This window comes from Marinomonas sp. 15G6-16 (genome assembly GCF_055809555.1).
Genome location: NZ_CM147916.1, coordinates 1,712,065 through 1,728,605, shown reverse-complemented (window position 1 = coordinate 1,728,605; position 16,541 = coordinate 1,712,065). Strand labels below are relative to the sequence as shown.

General features: G+C 41.8%; 16 protein-coding genes. 3 read left to right on the top strand and 13 right to left on the bottom strand.

Going from position 1 to position 16,541, the window contains the following annotated elements:
* Positions 1-5: 5 nt before the first annotated feature.
* The 11 genes from atpG to mnmG all read right to left on the bottom strand — a co-directional run bounded on the left by atpG (position 6) and on the right by mnmG (position 9,629).
* Entirely contained in the window at positions 6-866 is an 861-nt protein-coding gene (gene atpG / locus AC0L46_RS08400; protein WP_414681592.1) for a F0F1 ATP synthase subunit gamma, read from the bottom strand.
* A gap of 87 nt (positions 867-953) precedes the next feature.
* Positions 954-2,498, bottom strand: coding sequence for a F0F1 ATP synthase subunit alpha (gene atpA / locus AC0L46_RS08395; protein WP_414681591.1), 1,545 nt, complete (start codon positions 2,496-2,498; stop codon positions 954-956).
* A 38-nt stretch (positions 2,499-2,536) separates the two neighbouring features.
* A complete protein-coding gene (locus AC0L46_RS08390; RefSeq protein WP_473502892.1) occupies positions 2,537-3,073 on the bottom strand; it encodes a F0F1 ATP synthase subunit delta in 537 nt (178 codons plus the stop codon).
* A gap of 11 nt (positions 3,074-3,084) precedes the next feature.
* Positions 3,085-3,555, bottom strand: coding sequence for a F0F1 ATP synthase subunit B (locus AC0L46_RS08385; protein ID WP_317005559.1), 471 nt, complete (start codon positions 3,553-3,555; stop codon positions 3,085-3,087).
* Positions 3,556-3,608: 53 nt separating this feature from the next.
* On the bottom strand, positions 3,609-3,866 hold the full coding sequence (gene atpE, locus AC0L46_RS08380; protein WP_036157682.1) for a F0F1 ATP synthase subunit C: 258 nt from the start codon (positions 3,864-3,866) through the stop codon (positions 3,609-3,611).
* 63 nt (positions 3,867-3,929) lie between these two features.
* The gene (gene atpB / locus AC0L46_RS08375; protein WP_414681589.1) at positions 3,930-4,757 is read right to left on the bottom strand and encodes a F0F1 ATP synthase subunit A; all 828 of its coding nucleotides are present in this window, start codon (positions 4,755-4,757) and stop codon (positions 3,930-3,932) included.
* A 54-nt stretch (positions 4,758-4,811) separates the two neighbouring features.
* On the bottom strand, positions 4,812-5,213 hold the full coding sequence (locus AC0L46_RS08370; RefSeq protein ID WP_473502890.1) for an ATP synthase subunit I: 402 nt from the start codon (positions 5,211-5,213) through the stop codon (positions 4,812-4,814).
* A 163-nt stretch (positions 5,214-5,376) separates the two neighbouring features.
* Positions 5,377-6,183, bottom strand: coding sequence for a ParB/RepB/Spo0J family partition protein (locus AC0L46_RS08365; protein ID WP_473502888.1), 807 nt, complete (start codon positions 6,181-6,183; stop codon positions 5,377-5,379).
* Positions 6,184-6,302: 119 nt separating this feature from the next.
* Positions 6,303-7,070: a ParA family protein gene (locus tag AC0L46_RS08360; RefSeq protein WP_473502886.1), complete on the bottom strand. Its 768-nt coding sequence runs from the start codon at positions 7,068-7,070 to the stop codon at positions 6,303-6,305.
* Positions 7,071-7,073: 3 nt separating this feature from the next.
* On the bottom strand, positions 7,074-7,700 hold the full coding sequence (gene rsmG / locus AC0L46_RS08355; protein WP_414681585.1) for a 16S rRNA (guanine(527)-N(7))-methyltransferase RsmG: 627 nt from the start codon (positions 7,698-7,700) through the stop codon (positions 7,074-7,076).
* A 39-nt stretch (positions 7,701-7,739) separates the two neighbouring features.
* The gene (gene mnmG, locus AC0L46_RS08350; RefSeq protein WP_473502884.1) at positions 7,740-9,629 is read right to left on the bottom strand and encodes a tRNA uridine-5-carboxymethylaminomethyl(34) synthesis enzyme MnmG; all 1,890 of its coding nucleotides are present in this window, start codon (positions 9,627-9,629) and stop codon (positions 7,740-7,742) included.
* A 789-nt stretch (positions 9,630-10,418) separates the two neighbouring features.
* Between mnmG and acuR the strand changes: the two genes are divergently transcribed.
* The 3 genes from acuR to AC0L46_RS08335 all read left to right on the top strand — a co-directional run bounded on the left by acuR (position 10,419) and on the right by AC0L46_RS08335 (position 13,352).
* Complete coding sequence (acuR, locus tag AC0L46_RS08345) at positions 10,419-11,087, top strand: acrylate utilization transcriptional regulator AcuR (protein WP_473502882.1); 669 nt, start codon at positions 10,419-10,421, stop codon at positions 11,085-11,087.
* Between the two features lie 77 nt (positions 11,088-11,164).
* Positions 11,165-12,151, top strand: a complete 987-nt coding sequence (gene acuI, locus AC0L46_RS08340) for an acrylyl-CoA reductase (NADPH) (protein WP_473502880.1) — start codon at positions 11,165-11,167, stop codon at positions 12,149-12,151.
* A 43-nt stretch (positions 12,152-12,194) separates the two neighbouring features.
* Positions 12,195-13,352, top strand: coding sequence for a glycerate kinase (locus AC0L46_RS08335; RefSeq protein WP_473502878.1), 1,158 nt, complete (start codon positions 12,195-12,197; stop codon positions 13,350-13,352).
* A 25-nt stretch (positions 13,353-13,377) separates the two neighbouring features.
* Here the strand turns inward: AC0L46_RS08335 and mnmE are convergent, their stop codons facing one another.
* Together mnmE and yidC are read right to left on the bottom strand one after the other, a co-directional pair.
* Positions 13,378-14,757 (bottom strand): tRNA uridine-5-carboxymethylaminomethyl(34) synthesis GTPase MnmE, encoded by a 1,380-nt coding sequence (gene mnmE, locus AC0L46_RS08330; protein WP_473502876.1) that lies wholly within the window; start codon positions 14,755-14,757, stop codon positions 13,378-13,380.
* Positions 14,758-14,891: 134 nt separating this feature from the next.
* Positions 14,892-16,541 carry a membrane protein insertase YidC gene (gene yidC / locus AC0L46_RS08325; RefSeq protein ID WP_473502874.1) on the bottom strand — a complete coding sequence of 550 codons (1,650 nt, stop codon included), beginning with the start codon at positions 16,539-16,541 and terminating at the stop codon, positions 14,892-14,894.

Genomic DNA, 16,541 nt, shown 5'->3' with positions numbered 1-16,541 from the left:
ATACCTTAAACCGCTGCCGCGCCGCTTACTATCTCAGAAATTTCCTGAGTAATCGCTGCTTGACGAGCCTTGTTGTACACCAACTGCAATTCATCAATGATATCACCAGCGTTGTCCGTTGCGTTCTTCATAGCAAGCATACGAGCTGCTTGTTCACACGCAATGTTCTCAACAACTGCTTGATATACTTGAGATTCAATATAACGAACCAATAACTCGTCTAAAATTTCGACAGGTTCAGGCTCATAAATGTAATCCCAGTGGTGCTTTAATTTTGCATTCTCTTCTGCTTTTAATGGCAAAAGTTGCTCAATCGCTGGTTTCTGAGTCATGGTGTTCACGAACTCATTTGAAACCACAAAAAGACGATCGATACGACCTTCATCAAACGCATCTAGCATCACCTTTACACTACCGACTAAGTCGTCTGCTTGAGGTGCATCACCTAAACCAGTAAAAGCTGATGTTACATTTCCGCCGTAGTTTTTGAAGAAAGAAACCGCTTTAGAACCGATAGTACAGATGTCGATTTCAACACCATCATCAGCAAACTGCTTCATTTCTTTGATGGCTTTTTTGAACACGTTAACGTTCAAACCACCACATAAACCACGATCAGAAGAGATCACGATATAACCAACACGCTTCGCCTCACGCTCGGTAAGGTAACGGTGTTTATACTCAGGATTCGCGTTGGCCAAATGGCCAACTACTTGGCGAATTCGTTCCGCATACGGACGAGAAGCGGCCATACGATCCTGAGCTTTACGCGTCTTACTTGCGGCTACTTTTTCCATAGCACGAGTAATTTTACGCGTATTGTTAATGCTCGAAATCTGAGTACGTATCTCTTTTCCGACTGCCATAATAGAACTGCCCTTGTGAGAATGTTATTTCACAAACTGCAAGAAAATAATGACAAACTAGGTAACCCTAGTCTGTCATCAAACTCATTACCAAGTTTGCGTCGCTTTGAACTTCTCGATTGCCGCTTTAAATGTCGCTTCAATCTCGCCGTTAAAATTACCAGTTTTGTTAATGTCAGCCATTAGATCAGTGTGTTCACTGTTCATATAGCTCAACAAAGACGTTTCAAAACTGCCAATTTTGCTTGTTTCAACATCTTCAAGGAAGCCATCATTAGCAGCGTAAAGAACTACGCCCATATCAGCTACAGACATAGGAGAGAACTGCTTCTGTTTCATCAGTTCAGTAACCTGTTTACCGTGCTCTAGCTGTTTACGAGTCGCTTCGTCTAGGTCAGATGCGAACTGAGCGAAAGCCGCCAATTCACGATACTGAGCCAATGCAAGACGAATACCACCGCCAAGTTTTTTGACAATCTTAGTTTGTGCTGCACCACCAACACGAGAAACGGAAATACCCGCATTCATCGCTGGACGAATACCAGAGTTAAATGCGCTCGTTTCTAGGAATATCTGACCATCTGTGATGGAGATAACGTTAGTTGGTACGAATGCAGATACATCGCCACCTTGAGTTTCGATTATAGGTAGAGCAGTCAAAGAACCAGTCTTACCTTTCACTTCACCGTTAGTGAATTTTTCTACATAGTCAACGTTTACACGAGACGCACGCTCTAGAAGACGAGAGTGAAGGTAGAAAACGTCACCTGGGTAAGCTTCACGACCTGGTGGACGACGAAGAAGCAAAGAGATCTGACGGTAAGCCCAAGCTTGTTTTGTCAAATCATCATAAATGATCAAAGCGTCTTCACCGCGGTCACGGAAATATTCACCCATAGTACAACCAGTGTATGGCGCTAGGTAAAGCATTGATGCTGGATCAGATGCACCCGCCACAACCACTGTGGTGTATTCCATCGCGCCAGCTTCTTCAAGCTTACGTACTACGTTTGCAATTGTAGATTGCTTCTGGCCAATCGCTACGTATACACACTTAATACCACTGCTTTTTTGAGCAATGATAGTGTCTATCGCCAACGCTGTTTTACCAATCTGACGGTCACCGATGATCAACTCACGCTGACCACGACCGATTGGAACCATGGAGTCGATTGCTTTATAACCAGTTTGAATAGGCTGATCAACTGACTGACGTTCGATAACGCCTGGAGCCACTTTCTCAACTTTATCAGTTAGTTTTGCGTTGATGTCGCCTTTACCGTCAACTGGGTTACCCAATGCGTCAACAACACGACCAAGCAATTCAGGACCGATTGGAACTTCCAAAATACGACCTGTACATTTTACTTTTTGACCTTCTACAAGGTCTTGGTAGTTACCTAATACAACCGCACCAACAGAGTCACGCTCTAGGTTAAGGGCCATACCGTAAACACCACCAGGGAATTCAATCATTTCCCCGTACATAACATCTGCCAAGCCATGGATCAGAACGATACCGTCTGCCACGCTGACAATTGTGCCCTCATTCTGGGCATCAGAAGTAACATCGAGGTTGTCGATGCGCTTCTTAATAATCTCGCTGATCTCAGATGGATTCAGTTGCTGCATGCTAAATTCCTCAACCCTGGTTTCGATTTAACGAAACGCTAGGAGTTTATCGCCTCGGACAGTTTCGCTAATTTACCGCGTACCGAACCGTCGATGATTAAGTCACCTGTACGTATAACCACGCCACCAATCAGGCTCGCGTCAGTTTCATTGGTCAAGTTAACCTTGCGGTCCAACTTTTTACTCAATGAATCGGCTAATGCTTGTGCTTGCTCAGCTGATAGTTCGAATGCAGACGTAAAGTTTACATTTACGGCTTTTTCAAAGTTCAGTTTAAACTGTAAAAACAAATCAGAGATTGCTGGAATAAGTGATAAACGCTTATTTTCAGCAAGGGTCAGCAAAAAAGCTTTCCCTTGTTCTGTTGTTGTTTCTGCACAGACATCAGCCAGAGCGTTTGCCTTCTCTTCCGCACTAAAAGCTGGGTTCTCAAGCGCTTTCTTAAGTTTAGGTTCTAAAGTAACAGCGGCTAATGTGCTTAACATCTCAGCCCATTCTGCTATTTGACCTTTCTCTCGAGCAACTTCGAAAACCGCTTTCGCATACGGTCGCGCGACTGTTTTTAATTCAGCCATTAGACCCTCGCTTAAAGCTCTTTGGCGAGCTGTTCAACGATCTCGCTATGTGCTTTCTCGTCAATGGTGGTTCCCAAGATTTTCTCGGCGCCAGCAAATGCAAGAACGGAAACTTGAGCACGCAATGCTTCTTTAGCACGCAATACATCTTGTTCAATTTCTGCTTGAGCTGCTTGACGCAAGCGTTTGCCATCAGCAATCACTTGTTCTTTCGCCTCTTCAATCATTTGGTTCGCACGTTTATTGGCTTGTTCAATTATATCGGCCGCATTATCTTTGCTTTCACGTAGTAATTGATTGGCTTGTTCTTGTGCCAATTCAAGATCACGTGAAGCACGATTTGCTGCTTCTAAACCGTCTGCGATTTTTTTGCTACGCTCTTCGAGCGCAGCAATCACTGGTGGCCACACGAATTTCATGCAGAACCAGACAAAGATCGCAAACGAAATAGCTTGGCCTATAAGTGTGAGATTCAAATTCACGCTAATATCCTCGCTCTAAGTCGTTTAAAAAGCTTTCAATTTCAATAGAAATCTTAGCCTGCAACCTGAGCAATAAAAGGATTCGCGAATGTAAAGAACAAAGCGATACCTACACCGATCATAGAAACAGCGTCCAAAAGACCCGCTACGATAAACATTTTAGTTTGCAGCATAGGTGCAAGCTCTGGTTGGCGAGCACTTGCTTCTAGAAATTTACCACCTAAGATGGCAAAACCAATGGCTGTACCTAATGCAGCAAAGCCAATTAGCATTGCTACTGCGATAGCCGTCATACTTACTACTAGTTCCATTTTAACTCCTAACTTTAAGTTTTAATTTACAAGGTTTAAAAAAACAAGGGTATTACAAAATCATTAGTGTTCTTCGTGCGCCATACTTAGATAAACAATGGTCAGCATCATAAAGATAAATGCTTGCAGTGTAATAACTAAGATATGGAATATTGCCCATGGTACCGACAAAACCCATTGTGCGAACCAAGGTAAAACAGCAATTAGTATAAAGATCAATTCACCTGCATAAAGGTTACCAAATAGACGCAATGCTAATGAAACCGGTTTAGCAAGCAAACCTACCATTTCCAACACAAAGTTGAATGGGATCATAATAGGTGTATTAAAAGGCTGTAGCGTTAACTCTTTAACAAATCCACCGAAACCTTTCATGCTGATGCTGTAGAAAATAATCAAGAAAAACACAGACAAAGACATGCCTAATGTAGCATTAATGTCTGTTGTCGGAACTATTTTGAAATAATCCAAGCCGAATACGTCATGCGCGATACGAGGCACGAAGTCTACAGGGATTAAGTCCATCAAGTTCATCAAAAAGATCCAGACAAAAATCGTCAGCGCCAATGGCGCTATGACTTTACTTTTGCCATGAAAACTCTCTTTAACTGAGTTATCAACGAATTCAACCATAAGCTCTACAAAGTTTTGTAAGCCTGATGGTGTTTCAGTTGAAGCCTTTTTAGCCGCCATACGGAATAGCCAAAGAAACAATATACCTAGACCAATAGAAAAACCCATAGTGTCTAAATGAATTGCCCAAAAGCCCATTTCAGCTGCTTCTTGAGATGTTTCCGCAATACCCCAGCTACCGTCAGGATGCTGACCAAAGGTCAAATTCTGAAGGTGATGTTTTATGTATTCGGAAGCATTTGGATTTTCACTTGCCATATTTACATCCACGCTCTCTTAATGATTAAACCTGTATTCCCTCATTGCTAACAATTATTTTAGCAAGATGGGACTGAGCCAATGACTCAAAACTGCAAAACCAAAGCCTGCGAAAAAAGCTCCAACAGACAAAGGCTTTATCAAGAGAAAAACCAGCGACAATAAAACCGCTGTCATTACCAACTTACCGGCTTCCCCTCGATAGAATGATCTAACGACACTTTTTGCTGAACGAACGCCTTTATACCCAAAAACACGCCATGCCATATAAAGGCTGGGTAAAACGCTACATAAACTCCCGAGTAAAAAAGAGTAGCCTTTCAGACCGTCCGTTATGTAAAAAATTCCCAAAGATATAAAAATAGTGAGTAAAAATTGCAATAACACAAAGCGGAATATAGCTCGCTTTCTTGCGCTTAAAATTGCGTTTGCACTGAGCGGCTTATTTGCTTCCATTATCTGACTCTCTATCTCGCACCGTAAAAGTGCAATCAATGTGATAATTTATAAAATTCGAGGCATTATATGGGTAATAGCTGTCGTGTTCAACTTAAAGTGAGTGGCAAAATGACTTTCTAGTAATCTCTTAAAGATACAAAAAATAACTTGTGAAAATGATTTATTTTCCTTCTAAAAGCTCGCTAATCAAGAGTTCTAGATGTTCTGGGTTTCGATACTCAATCACCAGCTTACCTTTTCCTTTGGCTGAAGGTTGGATCTTTACCGCAGCATTGATCTTCTGACTGATCTTTTCAGCCTCTGCACTTAAATCAGGCAGAGAAGGTTTATTATTCTCAACTTTATCAGTGACTTGAAAGTTCTTAACAAGCCTTTCCGTTTCACGAACAGATAAGGATTTCGTCACCACTTGAGAAGCGGCTTGGATTTGTTTGTCATGCTCCAAAGGCAAAAGTGCTCTGGCGTGCCCCATCTCAATATCACCATGTTCTAACAAACGGCGAACTTCTGGGGTTAAACCTAATAAACGCAACAAATTCGCTACTGTAGAGCGGGATTTACCCACTGTATCAGCAACTTCTTGTTGAGTTAAATTAAAGTCTTCAATCAATCTTTGTAGTGCTAATGCTTCTTCAACAGGGTTTAGATCTTCCCTTTGGATGTTTTCGATGAGTGCCAATACCACAGCGTCTGCGTCTTCAACATGACGAATAATAACGGGGACTTGTGTTAAATCGGCTAATTTTGCCGCGCGCCAACGTCGTTCACCAGCAATAATTTCATACTGATTATGACCATTTGGACGCACCACAATAGGCTGCATAATGCCTTGAGTTCGAATAGAAGATGCTAAATCTTCTAATTGTGCAGAATTCATATCACGACGAGGTTGAAACTTACCTTTTGACAACCAATCAACAGGCAAATAGGTTAAGCCTTTAATTTGATCGTCAGAACCATTCTCCACTTCTTTTGTTGCAGTGGCTTGTGGTGCTAATAAGGCATCTAAACCGCGGCCTAGACCTCTTTTTTCATCGTCATTTCATTAACCTTAATTGATATGAAAATATGCCTTTAAGGCAATCATCAAACTACACACTTTCTGATAAATTCACCGGCTAATGCTAAGTAAGCAATTGCACCACGAGATTGTTTTTCGTAATGCAAAACAGGTAAACCGTAACTTGGGGACTCAGCTAAGCGAATGTTTCTTGGTATGACTGTGTCATATACTTTGTCGCCAAAATATTTATGAAGCTGACTAGAAACATCGTGAGTCAGACTAGGGCGAGGATCATACATGGTTCGTAAAATACCTTCGACCTCTAATGATGGATTTAATGCTTGAGTAATGCGTTCAATGGTTTGTAATAGCGCCGTTAAACCTTCCAAGGCGTAATATTCACACTGAACAGGGATTAATACCCCTTGAGACGCCGCTAAGGCATTAACCGTCAACATATTCAAAGATGGTGGGCAATCGAGCAGAATATAGTCAAAGTCATTATCAACTTCATAAAGCCCTGCTCTCAAGCGGGTTTCCTTACTCGGTAGATCTAATAAAGCCACTTCTGCGCCAGTTAAATCACCATTTGCAGGCAGTACCCAATATTCACCTGGAGTACTTTTTTTCATCACTTCTTTTACGCCGTGCGTACCAACTAAGACATCAAATACACTTGCCTCTAATTCTTCTTTTGTTAGCCCACTTCCGGTCGTAGCGTTACCTTGAGGATCGAGATCAATAAGCAAAACTCGACGCTTCATTGCGGCAAGAGAAGCCGCCAAATTAACACAGGTAGTGGTTTTTCCCACACCACCTTTTTGATTGGTAACTGCGATGATCTTAGCCATTCTTTATCCTTTACGTGTCATCACTACCATATGACGCTCCGCTTGAATATTTGGCACATTGAGAGGTTCTGTCAAAATAACATCAACCTCTTTTGGTAATGCCGCGATTTCATCACTAGGATAAACCCCTTTCATGGCTAAAAAATTACCAGTTTCTTTAGGCAGGGGCAAAGTCCAGTTAATCATATCTTGTAACGAAGCAAAGGCTCGCGAAATGACGTGATCATACTCACCTTGATGAGCATGTTTTTCAACTCTTTCATTCGCTACTGTGACGTTATTGATGCCCAACTCCATTTTCACTTGAGTTAAGAAACGCGTCTTTTTTCCGTTACTGTCTAACAAGGTAAATTGTTTGTCGGGATAACATATTGCAAGGACCATACCGGGTAAACCAGGTCCAGTGCCAACATCGATGATTTTTTCACCTGTTATGTAGGGTAAAGTCGCCAAACTATCCAGTAGATGCAATGTGATCATTTGCTCGACATCACGAATCGCGGTCAGGTTGTAAGCCTTATTCCACTTTTCAAGCATGGCTAAATAATGAACAAGTGTCTGAATTGTTTCATCAGATAAAGAAGCGCCCATTTCTAGGGCGCCTTTTTTGATGGTGTCAAAATGTGTCACTGTCGATCCATTTCTATAAATTATTAACGGACGATGATTCTAGGCAGTTTTTTGTGCAATGGCACGTTTTTTCAAATGAATCAAAAGTAAAGAAACCGCAGCTGGGGTGACACCCTGAATACGAGATGCCGCTGCTAGCGTTTCAGGTCGAATTTGGTTCAGCTTCTGCTTCACTTCATTCGATAAGCCTTCCATGCTGCTGTAATCCAAATCAGCAGGCAAAGGCGTGTTTTCTTGTCGACGTAACCGCTCAATATCTTCTGCTTGGCGGGCGATATAACCTGCGTATTTCACGGCAATTTGAACTTGTTCAGAAACTTGCTCATCAACGGCTTCTTCAGGTGCATTTTTCAAATTAGCCACATCGGAATAAACAATGTTTGGACGCTTAAGCAAATCCAACAAGCTGTATTCGTGAGTAATCGGCGTTTCAAGCTTTGGATTGATAATTTCTGCTTCTGGTGATTTAGGCACAATCCAGCTGGATTTAAGACGCTGAGTTTCAACTTCTATTGCTTCACGTTTTTTGCAAAACGCCGCCCAACGTTCATCAGAAACCAAGCCAAGTTCGCGTCCTTTTTCAGTTAAACGCATGTCGGCATTGTCTTCTCGAAGAATCAAACGATATTCTGCACGACTGGTAAACATGCGGTAAGGTTCTTTCGTTCCCATCGTAATTAGATCATCCACCAGCACACCAAGATACGCTTCATCACGTCTAGGTGTCCAAGCGTCTTTATCTTGAGCCAGTAATGCAGCATTCATTCCAGCTAATAAGCCTTGAGCGCCTGCTTCTTCATAACCTGTTGTGCCGTTAATTTGTCCCGCAAAGAACAAACCAGGCATGTGTTTGGTTTCTAAAGAATATTTGAGATCTTGAGGGTTGAAATAATCGTACTCAATAGCATATCCAGGACGAATAATATGAGCATTTTCCATCCCTTTCATTGAGCGAACAAGTTCAATTTGAACGTCAAACGGCAAAGATGTCGAGATACCATTTGGGTAAAGTTCGTGTGTGGTTAACCCTTCCGGTTCAATGAAGATTTGATGTGAGTTTTTGTCGGCAAAGCGAACAATTTTATCTTCAATTGAAGGACAGTAACGAGGGCCAACACCTTCAATCACACCTGTATACATAGGAGATCGATCCATACCAGAACGAATAATGTCATGAGTACGTTCATTGGTATGAGTGATAAAACATTCGATTTGGCGCGGGTGCATTGCACGGTTGCCCATGTAAGACATTACTGGCGTTATATCATCACCTGGTTGTGCCTGCATTTGAGAAAAATCAACAGAACGAGCATCAATTCGAGGTGGTGTACCTGTTTTTAAACGATCAACTCGAAATGGTAAAGCGCGTAGTTTTTCTGCTAAACCAATAGATGGAGGATCACCAGCTCGGCCACCAGAATGATTTTCTAAACCTATGTGAATAATGCCGCCCAAAAATGTGCCAGCTGTTAATACAACTGTTTTACTGTTAAAGCGTATTCCAGTTTGAGTAATAACACCACGAGCAGCGCCGTCTTCAACAATCAGATCTTCTGCAGATTGTTGGAAAAGCCATAAATTTTCTTGGTTCTCTAATTTATGACGAATCGCGGCTTTATATAAAATACGGTCTGCTTGAGCACGAGTTGCTCGAACGGCAGGGCCTTTTCGGGAGTTTAAGGTTCTAAATTGAATACCAGCCTGATCTGTTGCTAAAGCCATAGCGCCATCTAATGCATCTATTTCTTTTACAAGATGTGATTTCCCTATACCACCAATTGCAGGGTTACAGGACATTTGTCCTAACGTTTCAATGTTGTGGGAAAGTAATAATGTTTTGACACCCATGCGAGCAGCAGCTAAAGCCGCTTCTGTACCAGCATGTCCGCCACCAACCACAATTACATCAAAACGACTTGGGAAATCCACAGGAACCTCGGTATTACTATATAAACAGGAAATGAATAAAAAACGATCAACGCTTGATTAGGCCGCTTAGTATATAGGCAAATTTTTAAAAAGAAAGCGATCGAATCTCTAAACTCCGGTCATCAATATTAATATATATAAGTAAGTATATAAGATCTTTTATGTCTGTTATGTTTATATAGCAAGACAAAATCTGTATATAACTCTTATTTTCTCTTATATATCATCACTCTATGTGAATAACATCTTGTTAATCACACCCTTCTCTTCCTGTGCTGTGGATAACCTATTCCTGTGCATAAAAGTGCTACTTATACACTGTGTGAATTTTCTTTCTAAGTTGTTAAAAACTGTGCAAAACTTCTTATCAACCTATTACCGTACTTATCAACAGATAGAGAAAAACAAATTGAAAATTTTAACTATCTGTTTTTTATATGTTTTATGTCTATTTTGTGAGGTTTAACTGGGGTTTCTTCAAAAAAATAATCCACAAGAAAAAAATAAAAAAGTTTGCTCTTGGAACAAAGTAAGTAATTTTATGAAAGTGGATAATGTTAAGAAGCGCTGATTTATATGGCTTTTTCGCCATGTGTGTAAAAAGAGAGATTCTTTCCACTGTCTTCTTTTATTGTGAGTAACTTTGAGCGTAATGGGCGAATGCTAAAAAATAGATTGGGCACACATGGTGTAGTCAGCATTTTTCAATAAAGCGAGATCCAAATTTGATTTTATTAGACGACTGGTCTAAATTCTTTAGATCTAACTTTTTCCCGATAGGTTATTTCATTGTCCAATTTAGTTGACGAGACACAGACCATGAGTGGTTTGCCAAGTAAACCCCGCCGTGGTCGTCCAAAAAAGCAATCAAGCGATACATTTGATACTCGCGAGTCTTTACTGCGAGCTGGTATGCAAATTTTGACTGAAACAGGTTTTATGAACAGTGGGATTGATCCCATTCTAAAATCAGTTGGTGTTCCAAAAGGTTCTTTTTACCACTACTTTTCCAGTAAAGAAGCTTTCGGTATTGCTGTGCTTGAACGATACAGCCGTTATTTTGAAAACAAGTTAGATAAATTTTTACTGGATGATGCTTTTATGCCTTTGGAGCGGCTACGAAATTTTGCTCAAGACGCTGAAAATGGGATTATTCGCCATGATTTTAAGCGAGGGTGCTTAGTCGGAAATTTAGAGCAAGAGTCCATTTTATTGTCGGACATTTTTCGTCAGCGCTTACAAGAAACCTATTTAAGTTGGCAAAATCGCGTTGCAGACTGCTTGGCAGAAGGTCAAAAGCAAAAAGAAGTGACGAGTGAGCAGACTACAGAAGATATGTCACAAATTTTCTGGATTGGTTGGGAAGGTGCCGTTCATCGTGCTCGATTGGTGAAAAGTACTCAGCCGTTATCCGCTTTCTTAGATTTTTTCATACATACAATACAGCAAGGCAAGTAACACTTTTTAGAAGCTAAGTTCTCACTTAGCTTTTTTTGTTAATTAAATAGACGATCGGTCTAAAATTGGAGTTTTTTATGTTTAAAGGCTTATTGATAACTCAAAAAGACAAACAGCAATCAGCTCAAGTTGTTGATATAAATGAAGATCAACTACCCAAAGGCGATGTATTAGTCGATGTACATTACAGCACATTAAATTATAAAGATGGTTTGGCAATCACAGGTAAAGCGCCAGTTGTACGCTCTTTTCCTATGGTTCCTGGTATTGATTTGGTTGGTCAGGTTAACCACTGTGATTCTACTGCCTTTGAGCAAGGTGATTGGGTTTTGTTAAATGGATTTGGTGTCGGTGAAGCTCATTGGGGTGGATTGGCTGAAAAAGCCAAACTCAAAAGTGATTGGTTGATTCCTTTACCTAAAGATATAGATCCAAAGCAAGCCATGACAATAGGTACAGCAGGTTATACCGCTATGCTTTCTGTTTTAGCGCTAGAAAAACAAGGTGTTACACCTGATTCAGGTGAAATATTAGTCACGGGAGCTAATGGCGGAGTGGGAAGTTTTGCGATTCGCTTATTACATAGGCTAGGTTATTGCGTTGTCGCTTCTACTGGGCGAATGGAACAAACGGATTATTTGACGTCTTTAGGAGCCAATGAAATCATCGACCGAGCGACGTTATCTGAACCGGGTAAACCGCTGCAAAAAGAGCGTTGGGCTGGGGTTATTGATTGTGTTGGTAGTCATACTCTTGCTAATGCTTGTGCGAGTACCAAATATGGTGGCGTTGTTACCTCTTGCGGACTGGCACAAGGAATGGACTTCCCTGCTTCTGTTGCGCCTTTTATTCTTCGAGGCGTGCGTTTAATTGGTATCGACAGTGTTATGCGCCCAAAGGCTGACCGTATCGAAGCATGGCAAAGATTAAGCGAATTACTGACAGCACAAGATTATGATGCCATCAGTACAGAGATCGAATTGGACGATGTCGTAGAAACGGCCTATAAATTGCTTGATGGTAAAGTACGTGGCCGAGTTTTAGTAAAGGTTAAAAATCAATAAACCGCTTGGCCTCTTCTCTTTAATTGCCGAGAAAAGGACGAATATGAAAATTATTATTGCGCCAGACTCTTTTAAAGAAAGCCTAACCGCTTTAGAAGTTGCTAAGGCTATTGAAATCGGCTTTCGCTATATTTTCCCGGATGGAGAATACATTAAAGTCCCCATGGCTGACGGTGGTGAAGGAACCGTTCAATCTATGGTTGATGCTACTCAAGGTCATTTTGTTGACCTTGAAGTGACTGGGCCATTGGGTAATAAAGTCATGGCGCAATACGGTATTTTAGGGGCCAAAGAAGGAGAATTGCCAACCACAGCCGTGATTGAAATGGCTTCGGCTTCTGGTTTGCATTTGGTGCCAAGAGAGCAAAGAAATCCTCTTTACACCACCAGCTTTGGCACAGGTGAACTGATCAAAGACGCGCTAGATCGAGGGATTAAACATATCGTTCTCGGGCTCGGTGGTAGTGCAACGAATGATGCTGGTGCAGGATTAGCACAAGCACTCGGCGTCCAATTTAAAGATGATAAAGGGCAAGAACTTGCTTTTGGTGGTGAAGCGCTTGCCCAACTCAAGACCATTGATACGTCCCAAATTCATCCTTTACTTTCCCAATGTCAGATAGATGTTGCTTGTGATGTAGATAACCCTTTATGTGGCGAGCGTGGTGCGTCGGCTATTTTTGGCCCTCAAAAAGGTGCTACGCCAGAAATTGTTGCTTTGTTAGATAATACTTTGGGATATTTTGCTGATGTTATCGCGGAATCCGGCTTTGAAGATCATCGTTTAGAGCCTGGTTCTGGTGCAGCAGGCGGCATGGGATTAGGTGTAAAAACCTTCTTAAATGCCACTTTAAAACCTGGCATCGAAATCGTCATGGAAACCGTTGGATTCGCGGATACATTAGAAGGCGCAGATTTAGTAATTACAGGTGAAGGACGAATCGATGGTCAAACAGTTTTTGGTAAAACCCCAATGGGTGTTTTAAAACAAGCCAACCTGAAAAACGTCGCGACTATTGGGATTGCAGGTAGTTTAGGTAAAGACGCTGATGCTATTTTGAGTCATGGAATGAAGGCAATATTTCCGACTATTCCCGCTCTAGACAGTCTAGATAATGTGTTGGCTCAAGCTGAAGTGAACTTGATTAACTCATCACGAAATATTGCATCCATGCTAAAACTTGGACAAAACCTCAGTTAATGCTCATTAACTGAGGTTTTCTAAATTACTTCCCGATACAGAATGAGCTAAAGATGCGGCCAAGCAAGTCGTCACTGGTGAATGCACCGGTGATTTCGCTTAATGCTTGTTGTGCTTCTTTTAGGTCTTCAGCCAGTAATTCCCCTGCTCCGTAGCCATGTAATTGCTCATCGCCAGCATCAAGGAATCGCTTCGCTTTGTTAAGTGCTTCTATGTGTCGACGACGAGCAATAAAACCACCTTCTGTGGTGCTGTCGAAGCCCATAACGGCTTTTAAATGTTCCGTCAGGTCAGAAACACCCTCACCTGTTTTTGCTGACAGAGAGACCACAGAGACGCCTTGAACGGTTTCTATACCAGTGCTTTCTTTGGTCAAATCCACTTTATTACGTACCAGTGTTAAATTACTGGTATCACCCAGTTTTTCCATAAACTCAGGCCAGATTTCACTTGGGTCTTTCGAATCAATCGATTGGCTGTCAACCATCATTAAAATACGATCGGCTTTATTGATTTCGTCCCACGCGCGCTGAATACCAATGCGCTCTACTTCGTCTGGACTATCTCGTAAACCTGCAGTGTCTATGATGTGCAAAGGCATGCCATCAAGGTGAATATGCTCCCGTAAAACATCGCGAGTTGTGCCTTCAATGTTAGTGACAATGGCGGATTCTTTACCTGACAAAGCATTCAATAAGCTGGATTTACCGGCATTTGGGCGACCAGCGATAACGACGTTCATACCTTCACGAATCAAAGCGCCTTGATTGGCTTCTTTCAGGACGGTTTGCAACTTGGCTTGAATACCTGAAAGTTCGCTGGCAACTTTACCATCGCCAATAAAGTCGATTTCCTCTTCAGGAAAATCAATTGCCGCTTCTACGTAAATTCGTAGATGGATCAAGGCTTCAACCAATTCTTCGACACGCTTAGAAAAGGCACCTTGTAAAGAGCGTAAGGCACATTTTGCGGCTTGCTCTGAAGTACTGTCGATTAAGTCTGCAATGGCTTCAGCTTGGGTTAAGTCCATTTTGTCGTTCATGAAAGCTCGTTCAGAGAATTCACCTGGACGCGCCAAACGGGCACCAAGCGCCACACAATGGCTTAACAGCATGTCCATAATAACGGGTCCGCCATGACCTTGAAGTTCAAAAACGTCTTCACCAGTAAAGGAGTTTGGCCCTGGGAAATACAAAGCCAATCCCATATCAAGCTGCTCGCTATTTGCGTCTTTAAACGGCACATAATGGGCGTAGCGAGGTGTAGGCTCAAAGCCAACAATTTGCTTCGCGATTGCTAGGCTTTTCGGGCCTGATAAACGAATTATCCCTACGCCACCTCGGCCAGGAGCAGTGGCTTGCGCGGCAATAGTGTCTTGGTCTGTGGCGTATTGGAAATCAGTCATAATTAAACTCTGTGCGGTAAAACAGGAATATTAGCCATTGTCCGTTAGCAAGGAAGTGATGGCAATCTAAACGTAAAAAAGGCCTCCCAAGGGAAGCCTTTTCTTATCGAAACTTAACGTCACACTTTGGTGTGCTAGGCTTCTTTTTCAATGCGTTTGGTAATGATGTACTGCTGTACAATCGACAAGGTGTTGTTACATACCCAGTACAGAACCAAACCAGATGGGAACCATAAGAAGAAGAAAGTAAATGCGATCGGCATGATCTTCATGATTCTAGCTTGCATTGGATCTGGAGGCGTTGGGTTCAGCATTTGTTGTCCCAACATACTCACACCCATCAAAATAGGCAGTACAAAGAATGGGTCCATTGCTGACAAGTCATTAATCCATAAGAAGAATGGTGCATGACGTAACTCAACCGACTCCATTAATACCCAGTATAGAGAAAGGAAAACTGGCATTTGTACCAAAATAGGTAAACAGCCGCCCAAGGGGTTAATTTTTTCTTTCTTATACAAAGACATCATTTCTTGCGACATCTTCTGACGGTCATCGCCATACTGTTCTTTCAGCTTGGCAATTTCAGGCCCGAATTTACGCATTTTGGCCATAGAACGGTAACTTGCCGCAGAAAGCTTGAAGAAGATGGCTTTCACACACACTACGATCAAGATGATAGCCACACCCCAGTTGATCACAACAGATTGAATTGCTGTTAGTAACCAGAATAAAGGCTTAGCCAACCACCATAACCAACCATAATCTACGGTTAAGTCTAGGTTTGCAGCTGTTTCTTCAAGTTGATCTTGTAGTTTTGGACCAACGTAAAACGTAGATGCCAAAGTACCTTGTTTGTCTGGTGCAACTTCAACCGCTGAGCCTGTAAAGCCAATAATGTTGAAACCATTATTTGTACGAGCTTGCAGTGTTACTTTTTGGCCTTGCTCAGGAATCCAAGCAGAAACAAAGTAATGTTGTAAGATAGCTACCCAACCTTGAGTGGTTGATTTCTTAACAGGATCTTCTTCCATATCGGAAAAAGAGATCTTGTTGTACTTATTCTCTTCATCAGAAATCGCGCCACCAAGGTAAGGCTGTAAGCCCATACCACTTGCTTGGCTTGGATCTTCTGAATTGTCACGCTTAATTTGCGCAAATAAGTTACCAATCCAAACATCGGAAGAAGCATTATCAACGGTAATTAGCTGACGAATACTGTATTTACCTTTCGTGAAACGGAAGGTTTTAGTGTATTTCACGCCTTTTGCATCTGTGTAATACAGGTTCACATCAAGGGAATCTTCACCATCCATCAAGCTATAGGATGTTTGTTCTGATTGATAAACCGGACGACCTTCTGTTGAAGCGTCTGGACCGTTTTTACCGATCAAACCACTTTGCGTAATATAAGTACGTTCAGTGTTGTCTTCTAAGATGACGAAAGAGTCAGGCTGGCCTAATTCTTTTTTGTAATTCAGCAATGCTGCTTTAACAAGGTCACCACCAACAGGGTTAATAGCAACACGAAGTGTATCGGTTGTTACTTCAATGAGTTTTCCTGGTGCAACAGTGGTTACATTCTGAGGAATTTCGGCATTGGCGTCGGTTGTGCTTTGAGATGCTAAAGGCAAATCATCGCTAACTTGAGAGTTTGTTTCGGTTTGAGTGCTTTGAGCTACGCTTTGAGTCGACTGAGGACCATAATCTTGGCTCCACTGTAAAAACAGCAGGTAGCCACTGATAAAAAGCGCACCCCATAAAAAGTAACGTCTGAAATCCAT

Excerpts from the sequence above, each read along its gene's own strand:
- atpG (WP_414681592.1), bottom strand. The coding sequence starts at position 866 with ATGGCAGTCGGAAAAGAGATACGTACTCAGATTTCGAGCATTAACAAT.
- atpA (WP_414681591.1), bottom strand. The coding sequence starts at position 2,498 with ATGCAGCAACTGAATCCATCTGAGATCAGCGAGATTATTAAGAAGCGC.
- atpB (WP_414681589.1), bottom strand. The coding sequence starts at position 4,757 with ATGGCAAGTGAAAATCCAAATGCTTCCGAATACATAAAACATCACCTT.
- AC0L46_RS08335 (WP_473502878.1), top strand. The coding sequence starts at position 12,195 with ATGAAAATTATTATTGCGCCAGACTCTTTTAAAGAAAGCCTAACCGCT.
- AC0L46_RS08370 (WP_473502890.1), bottom strand. The coding sequence starts at position 5,213 with ATGGAAGCAAATAAGCCGCTCAGTGCAAACGCAATTTTAAGCGCAAGA.
- mnmE (WP_473502876.1), bottom strand. The coding sequence starts at position 14,757 with ATGACTGATTTCCAATACGCCACAGACCAAGACACTATTGCCGCGCAA.
- AC0L46_RS08390 (WP_473502892.1), bottom strand. The coding sequence starts at position 3,073 with ATGGCTGAATTAAAAACAGTCGCGCGACCGTATGCGAAAGCGGTTTTC.
- atpE (WP_036157682.1), bottom strand. The coding sequence starts at position 3,866 with ATGGAACTAGTAGTAAGTATGACGGCTATCGCAGTAGCAATGCTAATT.
- yidC (WP_473502874.1), bottom strand. The coding sequence starts at position 16,541 with ATGGATTTCAGACGTTACTTTTTATGGGGTGCGCTTTTTATCAGTGGC.
- acuI (WP_473502880.1), top strand. The coding sequence starts at position 11,165 with ATGTTTAAAGGCTTATTGATAACTCAAAAAGACAAACAGCAATCAGCT.
- AC0L46_RS08360 (WP_473502886.1), bottom strand. The coding sequence starts at position 7,070 with ATGGCTAAGATCATCGCAGTTACCAATCAAAAAGGTGGTGTGGGAAAA.